This window comes from Ruegeria sp. HKCCD6426 (genome assembly GCF_057221115.1).
Genome location: NZ_JBWVBF010000005.1, coordinates 63,936 through 84,116, shown reverse-complemented (window position 1 = coordinate 84,116; position 20,181 = coordinate 63,936). Strand labels below are relative to the sequence as shown.

At 54.9% G+C, this 20,181-nt stretch carries 21 protein-coding genes; 10 read left to right on the top strand and 11 right to left on the bottom strand.

Going from position 1 to position 20,181, the window contains the following annotated elements; all coding sequences use genetic code 11:
- Nucleotides 1–11: 11 nt before the first annotated feature.
- The 5 genes from AC2TDA_RS15345 to AC2TDA_RS15325 form a co-directional block, all read right to left on the bottom strand.
- Entirely contained in the window at nt 12–593 is a 582-nt protein-coding gene (locus AC2TDA_RS15345) for a YjbF family lipoprotein (protein ID WP_480879556.1), read from the bottom strand.
- The gene (locus AC2TDA_RS15340) at nt 590–2,641 is read right to left on the bottom strand and encodes a YjbH domain-containing protein (protein ID WP_480879555.1); all 2,052 of its coding nucleotides are present in this window, start codon (nt 2,639–2,641) and stop codon (nt 590–592) included. Before AC2TDA_RS15340 ends, AC2TDA_RS15345 begins: the two co-directional genes overlap by 4 nt.
- A 52-nt stretch (nt 2,642–2,693) precedes the next feature.
- Nucleotides 2,694–3,455 (bottom strand): glycosyltransferase family 2 protein, encoded by a 762-nt coding sequence (locus AC2TDA_RS15335; protein WP_480879554.1) that lies wholly within the window; start codon nt 3,453–3,455, stop codon nt 2,694–2,696.
- Between the two features lie 20 nt (nt 3,456–3,475).
- Nucleotides 3,476–3,757 (bottom strand): helix-turn-helix domain-containing protein, encoded by a 282-nt coding sequence (locus AC2TDA_RS15330; protein WP_480879553.1) that lies wholly within the window; start codon nt 3,755–3,757, stop codon nt 3,476–3,478.
- Nucleotides 3,758–4,361: 604 nt separating this feature from the next.
- On the bottom strand, nt 4,362–4,838 hold the full coding sequence (locus AC2TDA_RS15325) for a hypothetical protein (protein ID WP_480879552.1): 477 nt from the start codon (nt 4,836–4,838) through the stop codon (nt 4,362–4,364).
- A 101-nt stretch (nt 4,839–4,939) separates the two neighbouring features.
- On the opposite strand from AC2TDA_RS15325, the gene AC2TDA_RS15320 reads away from it, so the two are divergent.
- Together AC2TDA_RS15320 and nusG are read left to right on the top strand one after the other, a co-directional pair.
- Nucleotides 4,940–5,251 (top strand): transcription termination/antitermination NusG family protein, encoded by a 312-nt coding sequence (locus tag AC2TDA_RS15320; protein ID WP_480879551.1) that lies wholly within the window; start codon nt 4,940–4,942, stop codon nt 5,249–5,251.
- Entirely contained in the window at nt 5,202–5,492 is a 291-nt protein-coding gene (gene nusG / locus AC2TDA_RS15315; protein ID WP_480879550.1) for a transcription termination/antitermination protein NusG, read from the top strand. The genes AC2TDA_RS15320 and nusG overlap by 50 nt, the downstream gene beginning before the upstream one ends.
- 7 nt (nt 5,493–5,499) lie before the next feature.
- Here nusG and AC2TDA_RS15310 read toward each other — a convergent pair whose 3' ends face one another.
- Entirely contained in the window at nt 5,500–6,546 is a 1,047-nt protein-coding gene (locus AC2TDA_RS15310) for a phage head spike fiber domain-containing protein (protein ID WP_480879549.1), read from the bottom strand.
- 270 nt (nt 6,547–6,816) lie between these two features.
- Nucleotides 6,817–7,080 carry a hypothetical protein gene (locus AC2TDA_RS15305; protein WP_480847403.1) on the bottom strand — a complete coding sequence of 88 codons (264 nt, stop codon included), beginning with the start codon at nt 7,078–7,080 and terminating at the stop codon, nt 6,817–6,819.
- Nucleotides 7,081–7,221: 141 nt separating this feature from the next.
- Between AC2TDA_RS15305 and AC2TDA_RS15300 the strand changes: the two genes are divergently transcribed.
- From AC2TDA_RS15300 to AC2TDA_RS15290, 3 genes are all read left to right on the top strand, one after another.
- Complete coding sequence (locus AC2TDA_RS15300) at nt 7,222–7,980, top strand: metallophosphoesterase family protein (RefSeq protein ID WP_480879548.1); 759 nt, start codon at nt 7,222–7,224, stop codon at nt 7,978–7,980.
- A gap of 193 nt (nt 7,981–8,173) precedes the next feature.
- Complete coding sequence (locus tag AC2TDA_RS15295) at nt 8,174–8,833, top strand: sugar transferase (protein ID WP_480879547.1); 660 nt, start codon at nt 8,174–8,176, stop codon at nt 8,831–8,833.
- Between the two features lies 1 nt (nt 8,834).
- The gene (locus AC2TDA_RS15290; protein WP_480879546.1) at nt 8,835–10,895 is read left to right on the top strand and encodes a GumC family protein; all 2,061 of its coding nucleotides are present in this window, start codon (nt 8,835–8,837) and stop codon (nt 10,893–10,895) included.
- 6 nt (nt 10,896–10,901) lie between these two features.
- Here the strand turns inward: AC2TDA_RS15290 and AC2TDA_RS15285 are convergent, their stop codons facing one another.
- Nucleotides 10,902–11,426 carry a CBS domain-containing protein gene (locus AC2TDA_RS15285; RefSeq protein WP_480879545.1) on the bottom strand — a complete coding sequence of 175 codons (525 nt, stop codon included), beginning with the start codon at nt 11,424–11,426 and terminating at the stop codon, nt 10,902–10,904.
- 375 nt (nt 11,427–11,801) lie between these two features.
- Here AC2TDA_RS15285 and AC2TDA_RS15280 point away from each other — a divergent pair, with 375 nt between their 5' ends.
- The 5 genes from AC2TDA_RS15280 (at nt 11,802) to AC2TDA_RS15260 (ending at nt 17,187) form a co-directional block, all read left to right on the top strand.
- Entirely contained in the window at nt 11,802–12,827 is a 1,026-nt protein-coding gene (locus AC2TDA_RS15280; RefSeq protein ID WP_480879544.1) for an FAD:protein FMN transferase, read from the top strand.
- Nucleotides 12,828–12,842: 15 nt separating this feature from the next.
- Entirely contained in the window at nt 12,843–13,073 is a 231-nt protein-coding gene (nqrM, locus tag AC2TDA_RS15275) for a (Na+)-NQR maturation NqrM (protein WP_480847413.1), read from the top strand.
- A gap of 116 nt (nt 13,074–13,189) precedes the next feature.
- Entirely contained in the window at nt 13,190–14,707 is a 1,518-nt protein-coding gene (gpmI, locus tag AC2TDA_RS15270; protein WP_480879543.1) for a 2,3-bisphosphoglycerate-independent phosphoglycerate mutase, read from the top strand.
- A gap of 5 nt (nt 14,708–14,712) precedes the next feature.
- The gene (locus AC2TDA_RS15265; protein WP_480879859.1) at nt 14,713–15,837 is read left to right on the top strand and encodes a murein hydrolase activator EnvC family protein; all 1,125 of its coding nucleotides are present in this window, start codon (nt 14,713–14,715) and stop codon (nt 15,835–15,837) included.
- 6 nt (nt 15,838–15,843) lie between these two features.
- Nucleotides 15,844–17,187: a S41 family peptidase gene (locus AC2TDA_RS15260; protein WP_480847418.1), complete on the top strand. Its 1,344-nt coding sequence runs from the start codon at nt 15,844–15,846 to the stop codon at nt 17,185–17,187.
- A 56-nt stretch (nt 17,188–17,243) separates the two neighbouring features.
- Here the strand turns inward: AC2TDA_RS15260 and AC2TDA_RS15255 are convergent, their stop codons facing one another.
- The 3 genes from AC2TDA_RS15255 to AC2TDA_RS15245 all read right to left on the bottom strand — a co-directional run bounded on the left by AC2TDA_RS15255 (nt 17,244) and on the right by AC2TDA_RS15245 (nt 20,004).
- Nucleotides 17,244–18,770, bottom strand: a complete 1,527-nt coding sequence (locus tag AC2TDA_RS15255) for an MFS transporter (RefSeq protein WP_480879542.1) — start codon at nt 18,768–18,770, stop codon at nt 17,244–17,246.
- Between the two features lie 101 nt (nt 18,771–18,871).
- A complete protein-coding gene (locus AC2TDA_RS15250) occupies nt 18,872–19,231 on the bottom strand; it encodes a hypothetical protein (protein ID WP_480879541.1) in 360 nt (119 codons plus the stop codon).
- A gap of 11 nt (nt 19,232–19,242) precedes the next feature.
- Nucleotides 19,243–20,004: a DUF6478 family protein gene (locus AC2TDA_RS15245; protein WP_480879540.1), complete on the bottom strand. Its 762-nt coding sequence runs from the start codon at nt 20,002–20,004 to the stop codon at nt 19,243–19,245.
- Nucleotides 20,005–20,181: the final 177 nt, after the last annotated feature.

Below are 20,181 nucleotides of genomic sequence, written 5' to 3'. Positions count from 1 at the left end.
AATATGGTAGCTCAGCGGACCAGGTGTTCGGTCCACACATATCCGGCAAGGTCGCTGACCCATTGCCGGGATTTCCACAGAAACCCGTCTGACCCGGCCCAGTAGATATTGGTCACGGTCCGGCCGGGTGTCGTACAGAATTCTTCGATCCGCATGGTGGAGTGTGGTTGGTCAAGGATGATAATTTCTTCGCTCCGGACGGCGCCGCGTTTGCACTGATACGCTCGAAATGAAGTCTGATATTCACCATCGAGGTAAGAATTCAGGCGAATGTAGTAACCGTTCTCGTCCCCCTCGAGCATGGCCAGTGTCCCCGTCACATCGGCGCTCATCAGGTCGGCACCGAGTCCACGGGTGGCCACCAAAACCCCTTGTCGAAAAGATAATGACGCCCTGTCGCCCGAGGCCCAGCTGATCACGTCCGCATTCTCTCCTACCGGGGCAAGCGTTGCGGCGACCTTGAGCTCGAGCAGTTCCACTAGCAAGGTCGGTTGCCCCAAATCGTCCAACTGCGCACGACTCAGCAATGTGCGTGGATCATCCTTCTGCGGCGCGCAGGCGGCAAGCAACAACAGCGCCAACACCCGGTTCATCGCCAGAACCGCCCCCAATTCGCTCGCAGGTCTTGCTCGCGCAGGCCTCGAACTGTGTCGTAAAGCCGCCCGGCCACCTCAAGTTGCGCACCGCCATCGCGCTGAACCGGACGCAGAACAGTGGTGAAGTCATCCCGATTGGGCGCGCCCGAAAGCCAATCGATCGGAATGGTGACCACAATGCCCTTGTCATAGGACCCTTCGCCAAATTCGGCAGCAGAAGCACTGGTGAAGGTAGCAAAAGCACCGACGCGCCAACCGTTCCTGAATTCACGGTTTAGGGTGACAGTCGAGCCCCAATCTCCCGCTAGATAGCGTCCGGCGTCGACTTGCAGGTGATAGCCTTTCTGCAATTGCCAATAGCCAGACACATGCCCTGTCGCGACCGAGTAGTCCTGAAAGCCAAACAGCTGGTCAAAGTCCCGTTGCCGCACATAGTTCAATTCGGCCCCGAATGCGGCGCGGGATTTGAAGGGGAACCAAAGCAGCTCGGCTGACAGACCGCCAAACATCGGCTCCAGATACCCGGCAGTGACACGGCCAAACAGGTCTGAACCGGTTTGGTAATAATAGGCGGCCGTTAGTTCGGTGATTGCGGGGCTGCCCTCGGCATCATAAAGCGCCCCGTCGCTGCGAACGCGGGGAAGGGTTGAATCCGACTGCCGTGTGGATTGATCCAGATTGCCCACCAAAGGCTGCCGCAAGATACCACGCAGGATGAGACCTCGCGCAACCTCGACCTGAGCCGAAGCCTGAATGCCGAAGTCAACCCGCACGGGTTCGTCCGGGTCGAAGAGCGCAGGTTGCAGGTATGGCGTGAGTCCGGTGTCCCAGACCGGGAAGGCCGCATTGGGACCAGAGATTGCAGGCTCTGGTTCCGAGATCTGCGCGCGGGCATAGGTGGACCAGCTACCATCCAGATCATGTTCCAATGATTCCAAGTCGGAACGACGCAGAGTAACGCGTGTTGGTGTTAGTCCACTCACGGTCGGAGTGATCTGGAACTGCTCGATTTCAGGCGGCAGAGTGCGGGTCATCACCCGAGCCGTTCGGCCGATGTCCTGCGCGGTTCGGGTCCGCGAAGTACCCCCAAAAGTAACATGAGCCGTTCGGCCGCGAATGTTCAGTGCGCGCAGACGTAATCCTTCACTCTGCAAACCAGCGGCCAGTTGGCGCTGTACGCCCAACCCGGTCGTTCGCGCTGGTTGAGAGTTCATTCCGCGAACCATAACCGGAGGCGGCGCCTTGTCGCGCGACCCGCCGAAGGGCGGGTTTTTGGGGTTGAGTGCCAAGGTCAGGTTCACACCCAGCTCTGACCCGTAAAGATACGTCAGTGCCACATGCGCATTTGGGCGCAACCGGTACTGCGCGGCGATATTGATCGGGGATTTTCGGTCAAACGCGGTTCCGTCCTCCTGCGGGTAAGCGTCCGACGAATACTCCGCCATCAGCTTCCACCTGTCGCTGGCCTGCCAATCTACCCCACCGAACATGGCAGCTGGTCCTCGAAACCAGTTTTGCGACTGAATGGTGCCACCTTCGTCGCCTTCGCGTCCCGGCCGAGTGTCCATCCGACTTCCAAACACGTAGGAAAGAGGATTTCGAAATGCGCCGACACCGGCCAGGCGCCCCCATCCCATGCCCATGGTAATACGCAGCCGTGGATGTACTGTCTTTGAAGCCACCACATACTCCGACTGATAAATCCCAGTTCCCAAGAAATCGTTCAATCCAACTGCCAGCGCTGGACGACGCCGGGTTTCGTTTAGAAACCGGTAGTGGATCGAGAAACTGCGGTCGAAAACCTCATCCTGTACGGCCGCGCCGGAAGTGTTCCCCTTTACGTCCCGAAGCGCGGAATATCGCAGACTAGCCGAAAGGCGCGGCGTTGCCTGAAAGGTCAATGTTGTGCGTGTCGTATTGCGAAAGTGGCTGAAATTCATGGCCAACTCGGCGTCCGGCCGACTGAGTGCCGTTGGCATCTCGACAAGCCCCGGGTAGCCGAAGGTGTTATAAGTCGTCTGCACCTGTGGTTCGGCGAAACTCACGTTTGGCACGCACAGAACCAGCGCGACCGAAATTGGCAGGTACCACAGGGTTTTAATGACCGCTGTCTCCGATCAGGGCCGAGAACTGACTGATTTTTCGTAGGTTTTTGGCTGCGAGCACGCCAATACCCCCCACGTTATTCCGCTTCAATGCCCGGTAATCCTCGTGCGTCTTTGTAATGAGCCCCGAAAGTGACCCGGTACTGACGCCACCCTGACGCATCTTGACCAAAACACGCGGTACGTAAGCCAATCGGATGCCACCTGCCCAGATCCACCGCAGCATCGCATCGTAATCTCCGGCAATTCGATACGTTGTGTCATAGACACCCAACCGCTCGAACACATTGCGCCGCAGATACAGGGTAGGGTGGGGCGGCATCCAGCCCCAACGCATCCGGTCGCGCCAGAAAGGACCTGCCCTCCAGTGACGCAAAACACGCCCTGAGCCGGAAATCATGTCCAGGTCTCCGTAAACGCCATCCACGGTTTCGTCCGAAAAGGCATTCGCGACTTCGGCCACTACTTTAGGATCGGCGAGCACGTCGTCAGAGCCAAGCAGTCCAATGACATCTCCGCGGCATCTGGAAATGCCCTTGTTCACAGCGTCATACAGTCCTTGGTCGGCAACACTGTGAACACGGACCGGATGAGACCCGTTCCAATTGTTTATAACATCCAGCGACCCGTCCGTTGAGCCCCCATCCTGAACAGCATGTTCAATATTGCCATAGGTTTGTACTGATACTGACCGCAGTGTTTCCCGGATAGTGTCGGCCCGGTTCAAGATCGGAGTAACGATAGAGATTTTCATTGAATTTTGGGGCTATTAGCTCAGCTCTGCACGTTCGGAATATCAAACAGCAATCCATAGGACAGCCTTCGATCGCTGACAAAACGGATGCCTTGATCTTCAATCACATTACGCAATTTTTGCAGGTTATCCTTGCGGGACTGGGGTACTCCGTCGACGGCTTCGTAGCGGGTGATGGTTGCAGCCCCAACACCCGATTGTTCCGCCAGGCGCCGGACGGACCAGTTCAAAGCCCCCCGAGCCGCTCGAAGCTGTTTGCCAGTGATCGATGCCGCATTAACCTGCGAGTCGTTTTGAGTCATTTTATGAAGATTTGCCTGATTAACGGCTACCGCACCGGAAGAGACTTGGGTCAGCCTTCTGGTTGTGCATGAGTCATGGCGCAAACTTGGCAGGCAAACGACAAAATTTCAATCGCTAAAGTTGATTTTGGGAATGAAATTTCACCCACCGATCATTTTTTATACATTGTTTCAAATAGGTATCGTCATTCAGCTCTGAAAATTTAACGAGTTAGGGGACTGTTAACCATTTCGCGTGAACCTCAAGAAAATTCTTGAGGCGACCTGATGCGATCCAAAATGCTCATCCTGGCAATTTGCAGCTGCATTCCGGCTAATCCGGTCTTGGCGCAAAACAGTGCGGCAATTGATACGGCTCGTAGCCTCGATGCCTGTGGTGGAGCCAAGATCAAAAGGGCAAGCTGGAAGCGCGACGGCAGCCTCAGGGTTGTTTGCGACCGACAATCCAGGGCGCCACGAAACACGCCCCCTGAGATTACCCCAGGTGCCACCAATGTGGTTGGCTTACTGATCCCGACATTGGGGCTTGGCGCAGCCGTCGCCGCGGCTGCGGGAGCGTCGTCCTCGCCTTCGGCAACAAACAGTACAGGGCGAAATTAAGTGCTCAATAGCCGTCTCGACATGGCGTGTAGCCCAATTCAATCATCTGACGTCCGGAGAGGCGGTAAAATCCGTGCAGGCGGTACCGGGCGACTTCAATATACCAATGACGCAGCGCCGGGCTGTAATGGTCGGCAATCACGTTGCTCCAGTATTCAAAGCTTTTTTCATCGAGCGGTAGCCCCCACAGGTTTGGTCCGTGAAACCCAAACACAGTTTCTGCGCCAATGCATACATCACTTGCCCCAAGAAAAAGGGTGCAGGCAGAAAAACAAACCCGACCGCGAATTTCGACCCGATCACCTCGGGTCCGCAGAGTTTCAACCCAGGCCGCGCGGCGATCGATCCTGCCACCCAGATCATTTTTTACAATATGTACGATCTGCGGATTGCCGGGCCGCGCTGCTATCGGCGGGCACCACATCAATGCCAAAACAAGCCACGTCAGTGCCCGCATCGCCTTCCCATACACCACAGACACATCACCACTCCCTGACTGAGCGTTCCGTTCTTCTCACTCTGATCAGTGCTGAATTAACAGCCGGATAAACTTACAATTCTCTGAAAACACGAGGTATCAGCATGACATTTCGCTCCCCCGCCGATGCGAAACCGGATCCGGAAAACTGGTTTGCCGCTCAGCTGCGCCCAAACATGCAGTTGATTGCTGAACGCAACCTGACCCGGCAAGGGTTCGACAGTTTCTCGCCCAAACGGATGGAAACCTTTCGCCGTCGCGGGCGCCTGAAAACCGAAGTGCGGCCGCTTTTTCCCGGATATATTTTTTGTTCGTTTCAACCCTCACGCCTTCGGATGGCAGGCCATCAACGCAACTCGTGGCGTTTTGCGGATCATCACCGATGCCGCGAACAGACCCACCCCATTACCTACTGATTTTATGCAAAGTTTGCAGTCAAGATGTGACCCGAACGGCTTGCTGCAAACAGCCGAACACCTGAGCCAGGGAGACCGGGTGCGTATTTTGTCGGGCCCCTTCGCAGGCCTTGTTTCGCGCATTGACAATTTGGATCAGCAAGAGCGGTTGCACCTACTGATCCAGGTAATGGGACGTCAGGTGCGCACAACTCTGCCAGCGGACATTGTCGATAAAATTCAACACCCTGAACTAGCCTGAGGCGCGGTCAGGCCGATTGCAGACCCACAGGCCCGATATCTTTGGCCCACAGGCGCAATAGCGCTATATGCCCCATCATGTCGGGCCCCAGACTTAAAGCGCTCTGCTTCAAGTTCGGAAGGCCCGGGGCGCTGACTGTACCGGCGGCGGATAGGGTGAACTCAGAACTTGAATGGCGCGACGCGATGGCAAATGGCGCTTTACGGTTCGGGCCAATTTCTCCGACCGCCGTCGCAAGGCTAGTGGCAGTACCATTGGCCCGCTGAATCAACTCAATTTGACCAAAGTTGGGTGCTTCGGCCGAAACTTGATACGTGATCTGATCACCGGTGTCGTTTGACCAATCAAGTATTCTGACCAACCCTGAGCCCGCAACAATATCAACGCCACCCTCGACAGCCAGCGAAACGGCGTTTGAGATCACTGGATCAACCACGTGCGTTGATCGCAATTCCAGCGTATCCGCCGCACGCGCGACCGGCACATCCTGCGTTGCAATATATGAAGACGGAGAAGACCCGATCTCCAGTTGTGCGCCCCAAATATAGGTGAAGCCGGGTTGGGAGGACGCCGTATTCAGATCGTCCTGTGAATTGTAGACCTCAAAATCCGACGCAGCGGTCCGTGTTGCTTCGACGGTAATGGAACATCGGAACCAACCGTTTCCTACATCATGCATTGCAGCGGTGTGGACCGAATTCACTGTTCCCGGAACGCCTTGCCGAAGGTTGAAGTAGCTGTCTTTTGCAAAGCCATTAGTCCGTTCGCGCAAGAACACATAGTCCCGATCACCCGCTTTTGCATAAATCGAAAAGCTCAGCAGCTGACCGGTCATATAACTGGCAGATTGCCGGACGGCCCCATCATACGTGGAGGTGGTACTAACCAGCCGACTGGCCGTCATTGACCCATCCGGTGCCGCACCATCATCCGCTACGATGCTAGACCGGGTTTTCGTCCAATCCGAATGCCCGAGGTCCGCCGACCGGAGCAACATATTCTCACGTGCTTCGCTTTCTAACAGCAATCCGTGACTGACCCATTGACCATCCATCAGCCGGTGATCCAGGCGCGGTTCCCCAGGCGCAGCCCATGATAGAACACCCGATGCATTCGTATAAGTTCCGCCGGTTACTCGTGAAAATGCAAACAAGTTGTCAAATCCGGACGAGTTTGCACCAGCGAATACGCCCCGCCGGAAATCTGAAACAACATCCGGGCGTAAGGCGTTTACTGCATATGCCGCTCGTGGATCATGCTCGGGCTCGTTTCGGCTGCTGTATGCGAACCGGCCGCCAATAAATCTACCTCCTGGCTTCATAGCTCAACCAACCAGAACGGTAGCCTGAGCGTTGTCGCCCACCAGCCACAGACGTTCACCCGATTTCATTTGCAACGCTAGTGATCTGCCTGGCTGCACTGGATGGCCAAGCGCGGCATCCAGCGCGGGAGTAGTGTCCTCCTGAGTGATCTCTAAACGAACAGTGGCACCACTGACATTGCTAAGCAGTATATCCTGATCGGAAGCGGCGGTATGGCGGTTGGTCGCGCTCCAACCAGCTGCAAGTTTGTAGGTGGCCGATGGCATGGGAATCTCCTGATATTTAACGAGCGCCACACTAGGGCAAATCAACCCTGCGTTGCTCGTTCGTTGGATTAAGGCTCTGTTCACGCATGGCAGCACGAGACAATTGCCCCTGGTCGCACAGCAGGTTACTGATCGAGACAAATGAAACCGACTTGGATCAAAAATCTGTTCAGGAAAGCCGCGCCAAACGACGGTAATTTCCCCATGCTTTTACCCGCCGCGCGGTTTTACGCAGTCGGCGATATCCACGGGCGGCTTGACCTGCTTCAAACGCTCCTGAACCGCTTGGATTCTGACTGCCCAGTTGTTTTTGTCGGGGATTACATCGACCGCGGAGATCAAAGCGCGCAGGTTCTTCAACATCTGCATCACCTCGACACGAGTACCAACCGCCAGATTACCTGCCTTATGGGAAACCATGAGGAAATGCTGCTGCAATTCCTGGACACACCCGAATACAGCTGCCGCCTGTGGCTAAGGAACGGAGGCATGCAAACCTTGGCGTCCTTTGGTGTAACCGGCGTTAACCATGCACTCGACGAATCCGAAACCGTCGCAGTTGCAAACCGGCTGCGCGAGGCTATGGGAGTCGAACTCCTGACCTGGTTGCAATCGCGTCCTCTGACTTGGACCAGTGGTAATATTACTGCAGTTCATGCGGCTCTTGATCCGTCCCGCCCAATTGAAAATCAATACAGACAGACCTGCCTTTGGGGGCATCGTCAGTTTCCAACAAGCAGGCGTAACGACGGACAATGGGTGGTTCACGGCCACACGATCATTGCCGCTCCCCGCGTGGGTGACGGTGTTATTTCAATTGATACTGGTGCATTTGCGACCGGACGCCTAACCGCAGTTGAGGTTTCATCCGGGAGCACTCGGTTTATTTCGACAGGCTGATTGACAGCGTAGTGAGTAAATTTATGTCACTCGCATTGGTCAAAGGTCAGCTAGCAGATCACTATCAGAGAACAATTTGCTAACGCGCTGTTAAGGTTAACCAAAAATTTACCAATCTCTTGCGACCCTCAGCCTGTCGAAGGCGCGAAGGAACCTGCTTTGCGTTGTGATCTTCAAAGCAGAGGGTACAAGAATGCCGGACTACGACTTCGTCGTATTGCCTCCAGACAGCCCGGTGGCATTTTTCGACAGGAATACCGATCCCCATCGCGTTTTCTTCGCGATAAAGCGGAGTACGGACGTCAGTTTCTCGCTACTACTTTTGCCGCTGTTGGCTGTATTGGCGGCAATACTGTTGATCCTCAATCCGATACTGAACAAGGGGCCATTGTTGTTTGCCCAGATTAGAATGGGAAAAGAGCGCAGGCCATTTGTTGCTTATAAGTTTCGCTCCATGAGACCAGGTCTCCAGACTGAACGCAAACCTTTCGACCCCATCGAAAACCATAGGATCACTGTACTCGGCCACTTGTTGCGTCGTTGCAGGATTGACGAGTTGCCTCAGATCATCAACGTGCTGAAAGGCGAGATGAGTTTGATCGGCCCTCGCCCGGATTACGTCCATCATGCTCGGTACTACGAACGTCATATTCCCGGCTATCGGTCCCGGTACTGCATTAGGCCTGGCATTAGCGGCTTAGCGCAGACCGAGATCGGCTATGCGCAAAACTCCGCGACCATCACCTCCAAGGTGCGAGCGGACATACAGTACATCAATCATTTGAGTATGATTCAGGATATCCGAATTTTCTGCCGTACGGTTCAGACCGTTCTGGGTCTGAAGGGCAGGTGAAATGTCAAAGTTCGCCAAAGGATCAGATAGAGTACGTCGTTCCGTCCACAGAGCAGAAACTGAAAGAGATGAGCCCGGAGATTTGCTGGATCTGCTCACCTTGATATGGTCAGGAAAACGGACGATTGCATTGTCTGTTTTGATTGGCGTGGTTCTTGCGCTTGTTTGTGCCTTGTACGTCGTCAAACCCGTCTACCAATCGGAAACCACACTTGTTTTCGACCCTGGCGTAGATGAGTTGAATGGACCGGCTGCAGGGTTAGGCGGGTTGAACAGCGACATTTCTGCGATCAACACGGAAATTGAGGTGATCCGATCGCACCAGATGATGCGTGATTTGGTCTTGCGCCTTGACCTGATCAACGACGCTGAATTCAATCCGTTATTGCGAAAGCGCCTGTCATTTGTCGGGACCACACAAAACACTCCTACCGCACTAAATTCGACTGCGGAAAAAACTGCCGACGCAATTACAATCGAGCGGGTGCACAATTCAAACGCATTGATTTTGAGCGCGCGCGCCCAAGACGCCGAGAAATCTGCGTCCATCGCCAATGCATTGGCGACCCTCTACATACAAAAACAGGTTGAGGAAAAGCAGCGCGACATTGTCAATTCTGTTGGGTGGTTGTCCGAACGCGTAGCAACGTTGGAACAAGAAATAGAACGTCAGAACAATGCTGTTCAGGCGTTGAATGCGTCGGTCGTTTTGTCCGAGGCCGAAAGTCTGGCTGTGCGTATTTCAGAGACCAAATCCCGCTTGTCAGCACTGTCACAAGAGCAGCGGCGCATTGTCCAACAATCTGACATTATATCAAACCTGGATGCCGATAATCGTGAAGCCGCGATCGATGACGCCACACTGAAGCGGCACCTAACTGCTGCCCGCAATGGTGATCAGTTTGCTGTCGTCGCCTTTGAAAACCGAAAGGTCGAGCTGCGTGAGTCGCTCGAGCACGATCTGGCACTGTCCAGACGACACTCCACATCGCTAAAGGACGCCCTCAAGCAGTTGGAAGCAGAGTATGAAATTCAAACCAAGGCATTGGTCAATCTGCAACAAATTGATCGTGAAGCCCGGGCAACAGAGCTGCTGCATCAAACTTTCCTGTCTCGGTTGAAAGAGACCGCGCTGCGACGGGGTCTGCAAGCGGCCGACAGTAGGATTGTTTCACCCGCGCCGCCTGGCGAGCGGGTCGCTCCGCGTACGGTTCGTATGGTCGTTCTGGGGGCTCTGGCTGGTGCCGCACTGGGAACGTGCATCGTGTTGTTGCGGCAGCGTCAACGAGCCTCTTTACCAACGGCAGCTCAACTAGAAACTGCCACTGACTATCGTGTTCTGGGTCATATTCCCCAAGCACCAATCCGTGTGCGCAATCAACTGGTCGACTATCTGGCAATCAACCCAACAACCCCACTGGCCGAAGCCGCTCGTAACCTTCGGACCTCGTTACTGTTGGGGAATGCCCAAAAGCCTCCTCAAATCATTCTGAGTACGTCTTCGGTTCCTGACGAAGGAAAAACGACAACCGCTATCGCTCTGGCTTACAATCTCGCTGGGTTAGGTCGGTCCGTCCTCTTAATCGAAGCGGACATCAGGCGTTTGTCTTTTCAGTCTTATTTTGAGGTTAATCCCAACGGTGGATTGATTACCGCGCTTTCCGGAAAAACACTATTGTCAGATGTGATCTGCCGGGACGATCGGATCGGGGTCGATATTCTTATGGGAGAAAAAAGTACGCGTAGTGCGGCTGACGTGTTTTCTTCACCCGAGTTTCGAAGCCTGCTGACCGACCTCAGGGATAAATATGACCACATTATAATCGACAGCCCTCCGGTTTTAGCGGTGCCGGATGCCCGCGTAATCGGGCAATCCGTTGATGCCATCCTGCTGTCTGTCGCGACCTCACGCACCAGTCGTGAAAAGGTGCTACAAGCGCTGCGAGAGCTTTCAAGCGTCAATCTGCACGTAACCGGTCTGGTAATGTCCGAACTGGGAAAGACGACTGATGCCGCCAACGGCCAAGCCTATGGGGCGTATTCCCAATACTATGAGACCTAAGATCAGTTAGCCGACAATCATCTGCTTCATTTTCAGAGCTTCATATTCCAGCTCTTTCAGCCGGAAATGGACCACGTCGCCGATGGTTATGATTCCTTGCAAGTTGCCATCGCTCAGAACCGGCATATGACGAAAACGGCCTTCGGTCATGGTTTTCAGCACATCCATAAGACGGTCTTCCGGAGCGCAGGTATGGACCTCGCGTGTCATCAGGTCTTCGACGGATTGCGGAAGCGTCTGGCCCGGAGTGTCTGCCATGCGCCGCACGATATCGCGCTCTGACAAAATGCCCTGCAGCGCACCATTCTGATCGGTCACGACAACTGCACCGATATGTTTATCCTTCAGAGTGTCCACAACGGCATGAATTGTATCGTTGGGTCGCACCGCAAACACTGCATCCCCTTTGCCTTCCAGAAGTTTGGCCACGGTTGACTGTGTATGCGACAAATTCGACTCGATAGTTTGGCTACGGGTAGTGGGCTCGCCCTTGTCGCCGCGTGTCGGGGGCTGGTAAGAGCTTGGGGCCATGGGCGGTCTCCTCTTTCACAGAAATTGGCTGTCTGTTTCACCTTAGCGCAGGGAGGAACTCTGTATAGGGTGCAAATTCACAAACTGGCGCAACTCTGCCACTTCACAAGGAAATCTTGCCACGTGAGCCAACTGTACCTGACCCCGCCCGTGGCTGCCCTGATCTTCTTTTGTGTAGTAATTTGCGGGCATAATTTTAGAAAACTATGGAAGCAACAGCCTCCCGGATGGCAAAAACGAGCTTGGCTGTTTGGGATTCCGGCCGCCGTCGGTTTGCTTGTGCTTGGCTTCGTACCGCTGAAACTCTAAGCCCGGTTTGACTCTGATTGGGCCCACTGGCATATGCCGGACACGGCTTTTCCAGGAGATCGCCCCATGCGTCATTTGACGGCTCTGGCCCTAACTCTTTTTGTTTCCGGCTGCCTTTTTGACAAGGAGCCCGATGTCGTCCGATTGTCAGGCGAAACTATGGGTACAACGTTCAACATCACAGCCATTGGTGACGATCTGGACGAAGCCGCACTTAGTACAGCAGTACAGGACACATTGGCGCGCGTGAACGCAAAAATGTCCAATTGGGACCCGAATTCGGAAGTGTCGACTTTTTCCGCCTCTACCGACACCGGGCCGGTTCAGGTCTCAGAAGAATTCGCTCTGGTGATTGAGGCCGCAAATGACGTGCATGCGAAAAGCAACGGGACGTTCGATGTCACACTTGGACCACTGATCGAGCTTTGGGGGTTTGGCCCGCGCAAGCCAGAAGACCCCATCCCGGCTGAGGCCGATGTTCGCGCGGCGCTCAACTCGGTAGGTCAAGCCCGGCTGCTAAAGCTTGATCGCGCCGCCGGGACATTGACCAAATCCGAACCTGCTGTTGGAATCAACCTGTCTGCAATAGCGAAAGGTTACGGCATCGATGCGGTGGCGGGGACTTTGCAAGAGGCCGGTATCGAAAACTATATGGTCGAGATCGGTGGGGATCTTGTCGCCCAGGGTGAAAACGACAAAGGCGAAAGCTGGCGCATTGGCGTCGAAAAACCTGAAACTGGGGCGCAAGGCGTTCAGTTGGTTGTTCCGCTGGACAATTTGGGGATGGCCACCTCGGGTGACTACAAGAATTTCTTCGAGCAGGATGGAGTGCGGTATTCGCATATCATCGACCCCGCAACTGGCTACCCGATCACCCACCGCACCACTTCCGTCACTGTGCTGGCCGAGAATGCGATGTTGGCCGACGCATGGGCCACTGCAATGCTGGCGCTGGGACAGGAAGAAGGCTTAAAACTGGCCGAGCAGCATAATCTTGCCGTGTTCTTCATTTCGCGTGATGTGACAGCAGGCGAAGATGCGTATATCACGGTACAAAGCAGCGCATTCAATGAAACGCTGGGATCGAACTGAAGGGCGGACACCGCAATGAGCACCTTTATTTTGGCATTCATTCTTTTGTTGATCATTGTGGTTGGCATGTCTTTGGGCGTTTTGTTGATGGGTAAAACCATCAAGGGCAGCTGCGGCGGGCTAAACGCAATTTCGGGCGCTGACAAATGTGTGGTCTGCCAAAAGGATGTTGATCCCGACAGCCCCCTGCGCGATCAGCTGCAATGTAAGCGCGCCAAGAAAGCGCTTGAGCAAATGGAAGGCTAGGAATGCCCCAGGTCGCCTGTGCGACCACAGATTTAGCTTCCGATTGCCAAAAGGCGGTTCACGCTCGGGCGGGCAAGGGATAGAAGATGGGCCAAGAGCAGTAACCGGAGATCCCAATGACCGCGCCCAAGCCTGTTGTTCTATGTATTCTCGATGGGTGGGGCCTGTCAGACGACACTGCCGCCAACGCGCCCTATTTGGCGAATACGCCAACTTTTGACGCGATCATGGCTGAAGGTCCTCATGCAACACTGATCACGCATGGGCCTGATGTTGGTCTGCCCAGTGGTCAAATGGGGAATTCCGAAGTAGGTCACACCAATATCGGTGCCGGTCGCGTCGTGGCTATGGACCTTGGGCAAATCGACTTGGCGATTGAGGATGGATCCTTTTTCGACAACAGATCTTTGCAAGATTTTATCTCAAAGGTCCAAGCAGCTGGCGGCACTGCGCATCTGATGGGTTTGATCTCGGATGGTGGTGTGCACGGGCATCTGAACCACATCGTCGCTGCGGTGAAGGCCATTACCGAGGCTGGCGTTCCGGTGGTGCTGCACGCCATCACTGATGGGCGCGATGTCGCGCCAAAATCTGCGTTCACTTACATTGCCGAACTCGAAGACCGTCTGCCCGAAGGGGCGCGGCTTGTTACGGTCAGCGGGCGCTATTTCGCCATGGACCGCGACAACCGCTGGGAACGCGTCGCCGAGGCATATAATGCGATGATCAAGGGGCAGGGGCGGGAGGTCACGACCGCACATTCCGCTGTTGATCATGCATATAACCAATCCGAAACAGATGAATTCATCACCCCGACCATTCTGGGTGACTATGACGGCTTCAAGGATGGGGACGGGTTGTTTTGTCTCAACTTCCGCGCTGACCGTGCCCGTGAAATCCTACGCGCGATTGGAGAGCCGGGATTTGCAGAATTCGACATTGGCTCCCGCCCACACTTGTCGGCCCTGCTGGGTATGGTGGAGTATTCTGACGGCCACAATGCCTACATGACGACCGTATTTCCCAAGCGTGATATCGTAAATACGCTGGGTGAATGGGTTGCCAAACAGGGCTTACGTCAGTTCCGGCTGGCCGAGACCGAGAAGTACCCCCACGTCACCTTTTTTCTGAACGGTGGCAAGGAAATTCCCGAATGCGGTGAAGATCGGTACATGCCCAAGTCACCCAAAGTGGCGACATATGACTTGCAGCCTGAAATGTCTTCGGCCGAAGTTACCGCCAAGTTTGTCGAGGCGATCAAGGCGGGGTACGATCTGATTGTCACCAATTACGCCAACCCGGATATGGTCGGCCACACGGGCGATCTTCAGGCCGCTATCAAGGCCTGCGAGGCAGTGGATCAGGGCCTGACCGAAGTGGTTGCCGCTTTGCGCGCGGTGGGCGGCGCAATGATTGTCACAGCCGATCACGGCAATTGCGAGGTCATGGTTAATCCTGAATCGGGTGGCCCGCATACAGCACATACTCTCAATCCGGTTCCGGTTGCCCTGGTCGGGGGTTCTAACGGCATTGGTTTGCGAAATGGGCGGTTGTCTGATCTTGCGCCCACAATTCTCGAACTGATGAACTTGCCCAAACCTCCGGAAATGACCGGAGAAAGCCTTCTGACATGAGGCGGATGGCCTCTGTTGCTGCGTTGCTGATCTGGGCAGCGCCAGCTCAGGTCAAAAGCGATCCGGGACAGGCTGCTTTAGAGGCCGCTCAGATGCTTGAGCAGGCCTCGGTTGCCTTGACCGAAGCTGATAGCGCGCGTGATCGTGTACGCGCCTTGACCGAGACAATTCAGGCCTTTGAAGCCGGATTGACGGCCATGCGGGAGGGCTTGCGTAAGGCCGCTCGGCGAGAAGTTCAACTCAGTGCAGAACTGCGGGCAAGCGAACAGGAAATTGCGCAATTGCTCGGCGTTCTCCAGACGATCGAGACGACCGCACCGCCTGTTCTGATGCTGCACCCGTCCGGCCCCCTTGGAGCGGCGCGGACAGGCATGATGCTGTCTGAGGTCACACCGGGACTGAATGCACAAGCTCAGGCTTTGGCCAATGACCTGCAAGAGGTTAAAACCCTGCGGCAGTTGCAGCAGAACGCTGCCAATACTCTGACCGAAGGCCTGACCGGCGTTCAGGATGCGCGTACCCGACTGAGCGAAGCCATCGCGGATCGCACGGACCTTCCACGCCGCTTTGTCGAGGACCCCGTGCGAACGGCAATCCTGATTTCGTCTACCGAAACACTTGATGGGTTTGCCAGCGGTCTTTCGGAGATATCAGCCGGTGAAATAGCCCAGTCTCGGGCCAGCGTGTCGGATAGAAAAGGTCAGATACCCTTACCCGTGCAAGGTGTTCTGCTACATCGGGCCGGTGAAACGGATGCCGCAGGCGTTACCCGTTCCGGTCTTGTCCTTGGCACTCGGCCCCGCGCATTGGTTACGACGCCAACCGAGGCAACAATCCGATATCGCGGTCCGTTGTTGGATCTCGGAAACCTTGTGATCCTTGAGCCCCAACCCGGGTTGTTGTTCGTTTTTTCGGGTCTGCAAGAAGTCTATGGTCAGACCGGAGAAGTGATTCCCGAAGGCACTCCGGTGGGCTTGATGCCCGGTGAAATGCCCGAAATAGGCGCGATTATGTCAACAAGCAGTGATGGCACTGGAACTGACCGGTCAGAAACGCTCTATATAGAGGTAAGACAAGACAACTCTCCCGTGGACCCGGAAGCGTGGTTCCAGACGGAAAAGGATGGATAGACGAGTATGAAGAGATTTTTGATCGCCGGCGCGGCCGGAACCCTGGCAGGGTTGATCGCAACAACTCAGATCGCGGGTCCCTTGTTGGCGCAAGAGGCTGAAAACAAAGCCAGCGTGTACGAGCAATTGGATCTGTTTGGCGACATCTTCGAACGCATCCGTGCCCAATATGTCGAAGAGGTCGAGCCTGAAGAACTGATCGAGGCCGCCATTGATGGAATGCTGACTTCGCTCGACCCGCATTCCAGCTATCTTTCACCAGATGACGCCGAGCAGATGCGCGTTCAAACCCGTGGCGAGTTCGGAGGTTTGGGGATTGAAGTCACGCAGGAAGATGGCTTTGTCAAAGTCGTCTCACCCATCGACGATACGCCCGCAGATGCGGCCGGGATCGAGGCAGGCGATTTCATCACCCATGTAGACGGCGAAAGCATTCTTGGCCTGACGCTCGATAAGGCAGTTGAACTGATGCGCGGCCCGGTCGGATCCGAGATCGTAATCACCGTTGTGCGCGAAGGTGAACAGGAACCTTTTGACGTCACCATTATCCGCGACACCATCAAGCTGACAGCGGTACGCGCTCGCACCGAAGGCACCAGCGTCGTATTGCGTGTCACCACGTTTAATGATCAGACCTACCCAAATCTGGAGGCAGGTCTAGAGGAACAGATCGAAGAAGCTGGCGGCCTCGAAAATGTCAACGGCATCGTGCTGGACCTGCGCAATAATCCCGGTGGTTTGCTGACACAGGCGATCAAGGTATCGGACGCGTTCTTGAACGAGGGCGAGATTGTTTCGACCCGAGGTCGTGATCCGAATGATGGCGAGCGGTTCAACGCCACGATCGGTGATCTGGCAGAAGGCAAACCAATCGTGGTTCTGATCAATGGCGGCTCGGCATCGGCATCGGAAATCGTTGCCGGCGCGTTGCAAGATCACCATCGTGCCATCGTTGTAGGTACCAAAAGCTTCGGCAAAGGATCGGTTCAAACGGTGATGCCGCTGCGCGGCGATGGGGCCATGCGCCTGACTACCTCTCGTTATTACACTCCATCTGGTCGCTCGATCCAGGCGCTGGGTGTCAGCCCCGACATCATCGTCGAACAACCGCGTCCGGTGCCTGAAAACGAGGACGATGAAGAGGCAAACGCCCGCACACGGTCCGAGGCCGATTTGCGTGGCAGTCTGAATAATGACAGCCTCAGCGAGGATGAAATCAGACAGATCGAAGAGGACCGTGAAAAAGCGGAAAAAACCGCCGAACTTCGGGAGCAGGATTATCAGCTGGCCTATGCCATCGATATCCTCAAAGGATTGTCCGCTTTCACGCCTACTGGGCCATCCCAATAATAGGAACAATAGGAAAAGGGCCGCGCTGACAGCGGCCCTTTTTTGGTCAGGGTGGGCTAGCTTTCGACTTTGTGCAGCTTCTGTTCATCCAGCATCACTGCCAGAATGATCCCGAATGCGACCGACAGTGTGGCAAAGACAAAAGCCATGTTCATGCCGGTGTCAAAAGCGGTCGCAACTGCGGATTTAACCTTTTCGGCCTCAGCAGAACTTAGTTTCTGTATGACTACCTGAGCTGAATCCGTGTTTAACGTGCCGCCGTTGACAATTTTTAGATCAGCTTCCGACATGGTTATCCCAGCCGCTTTTAGCTGGGTACGCAAGCTGGAAAGGCTGGTGACATACATAATAGCGGTTGCACATGCTACCGAGATCGCACCGTACACCAGATGGGTCATGAAACTCAGCCCGCCTACTAAACCCGCCCGTTCGGGTTTGACGGCACAGACAGCTGCGGTGCCCGACGGCCCGACGGTCAAGGTTGCACCAAGACCTATAAGCGCCATTCCCGGAAGGATCTGGAAGTAGCCCAAGCCTGCGGGCATCAAAACGATGCTCGCCGCACCTGCAGTGGCAGAGAGATATCCCCAGAACAACAGCCGCTTGGGGCCAAAATCATTGTACAGTGTCCCTGAAAGGATGGATCCGACGGCTAACAGACCCGTCAGGGGCGCAAGCCCTAAGGCTGATTGAAATACCGACCAACCCAGCACCTTCTGCATGTATTGAGGAAAGTAGAGCAGTCCGACGAAGGCTGCTGAGACATTAAACATATTAAGGCCCAGCGTGATCAGAAACTCTCGGTTCTGCATCAGCTGAGGCAACAGCAGCGGTTCTTGCACCCGCTTTTCGACCCTCGGGAACAACCCAAACAACACCGCGCTGACAAAAAACAACAACAGCAACGGGACCGAGGTCCAGCCCCAGTCCGCGCCCACGTCCAGACCGTAAAGCAGTAGCAAAACGGCAAAGGACAAGATGCCCATGCCGGCAAAATCGATATGTTCGCCCTTTTTGTGCTGGGTCTCCCGTTCCATCAAAAAGATCGCCGTAGCCATCGAGATGCTCGAAAACACAACGTTAGCCAAAAAGAACAACCGCCAGTCACCCAGATCGACAACTGCGCCGCTGATCATAGGACCAAAGACATTGCCTGTGGTAACCCCAGCAAGGATCAGCCCCATGACCAGAGCACGATGTTCCGGCTTGGAAACTTTCGTGGCACCAAAGGCAAGAGTGCAGGGCCAGACACACCCCGCACCAATCCCCTGCAATGCGCGAGCACCGATCAGATAGTCTAGTCCCGGCGATACGAAGCATAGCATCGAGGCAAACAGAAAGATCGACAGCCCGATGATCATTACCTTTCGGTGACCGTACATGTCGCCGAGGCGGCCACCGGCGACCATCGTCATGGCGAAGAAAAGGGCGTAAATATTCAACACCCATTGGGTGCTGGTAATATCAGCGTCAAAGCTGTTTTCGATGGCCGGAACCAACATCAGCGCACCGGTAAAATCGATGCCGATGCCAAAAGCCGTCACCATCAGAGTGATGACCTTTATTATGCTCTTGCGATCCAAAGATGGTCACCCCGCTTGATCCGGACACCTTAATGATGCACGGAAAAAGCTGAATTGATAGGATAATTACCTATTCAGTTGGCGTCAGCCCATCACCAAGATCACTGATCTGGGTTATGCATCCGACGGAAAGCACGTTTCAACATGTCCAGCTCTGCGCGCAATAAGTTGATTTCAGCACGCAGGTCATCGGAAGCCGGAGACCCTGCAATTACCGAGAAGGACTCCAGTTTCTGCCCGGTTTTGGAATCGCAGATTACAAAGGTATGCACACCCTCGGATAACGCTGAAACCGGAACCGGAAAGCTAAATTGCCACCCGTCGCCTTCCGGGACAATTTCAGCACCCGGCACCGCTTCCCCCAGATACAAAACCTCAATCTCGGGGGTATTTGCGCCAGTGAGAATCCCTACCCAAATGCCGTTTTCAAACCGGATCGGGGTCAATGTTGTGTCGGTCATGGCGTGTCCATTTACATATCCGCACGGTGATGGCGGCAGAAGGTCAGATCGCGCAAGGTAATCCGGTTCATTGCGGGCCGGTCAAATATCAGATCCAACCAGACCTTTTCTGTGCGCTGCTCGTTGATCTTCAAATGTGCGAGGTCAAAGTCCACCGAAACCGTTGGGTTAGTCATTTCCAGCTCTCGCAAGACTTGCTCGGTATTTGGGCCATGCTGAACATTAAGACGGGCAAATCCACCAGTGATGTGCTCAGCTTCAATGACCGCATCGACCCGCATTAAGTGCTGACGGGTCAAATCTGTTGCAGCTTCCAAAGGTAGTTCGACTGACAACGACAAGAAAGAACCCTTGAATTCAAACACTTCAATCGCCAAACTGAAAGGTGCCAAATCCTTGTCCCGCCGATTTCGGATTTGCCGCAATGTAATCTCTGCCAGGTCGCAATCGTGAAACAATGTCACCTGTCTATCCATCGGCGCCTTGCGCGGAGCCGACGCCAAGCCGGATCGCGCCAAAGGACCACGCCACAGGTCGGGGCGCCAGGACCAGTCTGTACCCAGAGGTCTGGGGAACTGCGACGAGCCGATCGAAGGACGAATTAGCCGACCATCTGCCTTTTGAATCAGCCGGTCCAGTTGCGTCCGCAGCAACCGTGCCGTGTCACGCTGGCGGCGCAGCTCGGACAAAGCAACCTTATCCGCCAGTTGCCCGGCTAAGCGCCAACGAGACAGAACCTTGCGGTTCAAATAGCGGTCCAGAATTCTTCCCATGGCCCCATCGTCCTTAACTGACCCTCTTTAGTCAAAGATCAGGCTTGGGATAAACCCGTCTCGAAGGAATACCCGCAGAAAATGCCCTAATTGTGAAGCAGGGCAGGTACCGGCGCTGGGTTTTCGCAGATTTCTCACGGCTGGCATTCTTGCAATAGGTCAACCCGCAGCTTACCG